At 76.8% G+C, this 2,614-nt stretch carries 2 protein-coding genes and 1 pseudogene; all 3 read right to left on the reverse strand.

Translation table 11 applies throughout. The annotated features are described in order from the left end of the window. Positions 1-743: pseudogene (locus CCN29_RS33855) on the reverse strand (ADP-ribosylglycohydrolase family protein); the annotation flags it as partial. Then, a complete protein-coding gene (locus CCN29_RS33860; protein WP_228730966.1) occupies positions 731-1,912 on the reverse strand; it encodes an ADP-ribosylglycohydrolase family protein in 1,182 nt (393 codons plus the stop codon). The pseudogene CCN29_RS33855 and the gene CCN29_RS33860, both read right to left, overlap by 13 nt. 7 nt (positions 1,913-1,919) lie before the next feature. Beyond that, positions 1,920-2,614, reverse strand: a 695-nt coding sequence (locus tag CCN29_RS33865; RefSeq protein ID WP_143661465.1) for an ADP-ribosylglycohydrolase family protein, incomplete at its 5' end; no start/stop codon positions are given.

The raw sequence follows: 2,614 nt of genomic DNA on the forward strand, positions 1-2,614 counted from the left end.
TGGCGGGCGGTCAGCGGCGGTTCGAGTCCGCAGAGCAGGTTGCGGTAGGCGATGCGCTCGGCGGTGAAGGTGCGGCCCGCGGGCAGCTCGTCGAGCCAGACGCGGGCCACGTCGGCGGTGGTGAAGCGGCGGCCGTGGCGGCGCAGCACCAGCAGGGCGAGCAGCGGGTAGTTGAGGTCGTCGTCCTCCGGCATGCCGTCGATGTTCTCGGCGAGGGAGGTGGCGGCGGAGCGCCGGTTCCAGGGGTGCTCGGCCAGCAGCTCGGCGGGCACGCCCCGGGCGGTGAACCAGCCGGCCAGCGGCCAGTTGCCGGCGGCGCGGGCCAGGGCGCGGATGGCGTCGAGGGGCAGCTTCTCCACCGGCTTGCCCAGCAGGCAGCCCGCCGCCCGGCCGAGCCAGGCCGCCTCCAGACGCGCCTCGAACACGGGCCCGTCCCAGGCGGCCGGGGCGCCGGGGGAGACGGGCCACTCCGGGCACAGCGCCTGGATCGCGGCGAGGTCGGAGGGCTCGTCGTCGGCGAGGCTGCTGGGCAGCTCGGCCAGCTCGTCCAGCAGGTCGTTCGCCAGCAGCCGGAGGTAGCGGGAGACCGGGCGGGCCGAGGCGCCCGCGGCGAGCGGGGCCGGGGGGCCGCCCGCCGCGTGCCAGCGGGCGGCGACCGCCGACGCCTCCCGGCCGTCGAGTGCGGCCTGGCGCAGCTCGTGGCCGACGAGGTCCTCGGGCTGGACCCAGGTCAGTCGGAGCATCCGGCGCCTCCCAGCCGGGCGAACGCCCGCTCGTGGGCGCGGCGGTGCTCCACGTCCCGGGCGAAGACCTCGCGGGCCACCGCGGTGAGCGCGGCGGCCGGCGCCCACAGGTCGAGGCGGCTGGCCTCCGCCACGGTCTTGGCCCACTCCTCGGGCACCGGGGAGCCCAGCGCGCCGGTCACCGCGCCGGCCATCGTGGCGATGGAGTCGCAGTCGCGGCCGTAGTTGACCGCGCCCAGCACCGCGTGGCGGAAGTCACCGCGGGCCGCCACCACCATGCCCAGCGCGACGGGCAGTTCCTCGATCGCGTGCAGCCGGGACGGGCGCCGGGCGCCCAGCGAGGGGGAGCGGTAGTCGGGCCCGACGGTGTCGTACGGGGCGACCGCCTCGCGCAGCGGACGCAGCGCCGACTCGACGCCGGTGTGGCGCGACGCCTCCTCGCAGACCTTCTCGATCGCCTCCCGGGTGCCGTCCTTGGCCAGGGACAGGCACGCGGCGACGACCGAGTCCGGGGTCGCGCCCGGCGCGCAGGCCGCCGCCACGGCCGCCGCGAACACCCCGGCCGCCTCCCTGCCGTACGACGACTGGTGGGCGCCCGCCACGTCCAGCGCCTCGGCGTACGCGGCGGCCGGGTGGGCCGCGTTGACCAGGCCGACCGGAGCCATGTACATCGCGGCGCCGCAGTTGACGATGTTGCCGACGCCCGCCTCGCGCGGGTCCACGTGGCCGTAGTGCAGCCGGGCCACCAGCCACTTCTCGGCGAGGAAGATCCGGTGCAGCGGGATCGTCTCCGCCTCCAGCTCCGGGATCCAGCGCGGGTTCGTCATCAGGTCCGGGACCAGGTGGTCGGCGACCGCGTAGGCGTCCAGGTGGTCGCGGACCCGCGCGTACACCCGGACCAGCGCGTGGGTCATCAGGGTGTCGTCGGTGACGTGCCCGTCGCCCTTGTGGTACGGCGCGATCGGCCGGGCGGTGCGCCAGTCGTCGCCGTGCCACGGGCCGACGATCCCGTGGACGCGGCCGCCGTGGCGCTCGGCGATCTGCTCGGGGGAGTACCCCTCGACCGGGCCGCCCAGGGAGTCACCCACGGCCGCGCCCACCAGAGTCCCGGTGATCCGCTCGTCCAGGGAAGGAATATTTTCGGTGTTTTCCATCACTTCGCGCGTCATGCCGGGATCATCCTCCGGGTGCGGTCGGTTGGGCGGCTTCCAGCAGCCCGGCGAGTTCCACCAGGTCCGTCCCGGTGAGCCGGGGAAGGACGCAGCCGGACAAGGTGCGGCAGCTCTCCCGCCAGGACGCGGGGATCGCACCGCTGCCGCCCAGCGCGCCGGTGAGGGCGCCGGCCAGCGCCGGGGCGGAGTCCGCGACCCGGGACAGACAGGCCGCCGCCGGGACCGCCTCCGCGATCCGGCCGCGGGCGGCGGTGGTCAGGGCGAGAGCGACGGGGACGGTCTCGGCGGCGGCGACGCCGTAGCTGTAGACGTGGTCGACGATCTGGTGCTCCAGCGGCGGCACCAGCGCGAAGGCGCTGTCGGCGTCCGCGGCGAGCGCCAGGGCGTGCCGCGCGTTGCGGCCGATCTCGGTGTCCTCGGGCAGCTCGGCGCAGGCGGCGGCCGCGCAGGCGTCCGCGTCGGCTCCGGCGAGCGCGAGGGACTCGGCGGCGGCCCGCGGGTCGCCGGGGTGCGCCACGGCCAGCACGCAGGCCCGGACGCAGGCCGCGTCGTCGAAGTAGTGCGGGTTGTCGTGGCCGGTGGCGGGCGGGCGCAGCCCGGTGGCGAGGTTGCCGAGACCGGCGCGCACGGAGATGCGGGCGCGCAGCGGCAGCACGGCGGACTCCGTCTCGGGGGCCCGCTCGGTGGCGGCGGCGACCT

Source organism: Streptomyces pseudogriseolus, from assembly GCA_002154585.1.
GTDB classification, from domain to species: Bacteria; Actinomycetota; Actinomycetes; order Streptomycetales; family Streptomycetaceae; genus Streptomyces; species Streptomyces pseudogriseolus.

What these genes read in the sequence shown, in the direction of transcription:
- CCN29_RS33860 (WP_228730966.1), bottom strand. Translation starts at nt 1,912, where the DNA reads ATGACGCGCGAAGTGATGGAAAACACCGAAAATATTCCTTCCCTGGAC.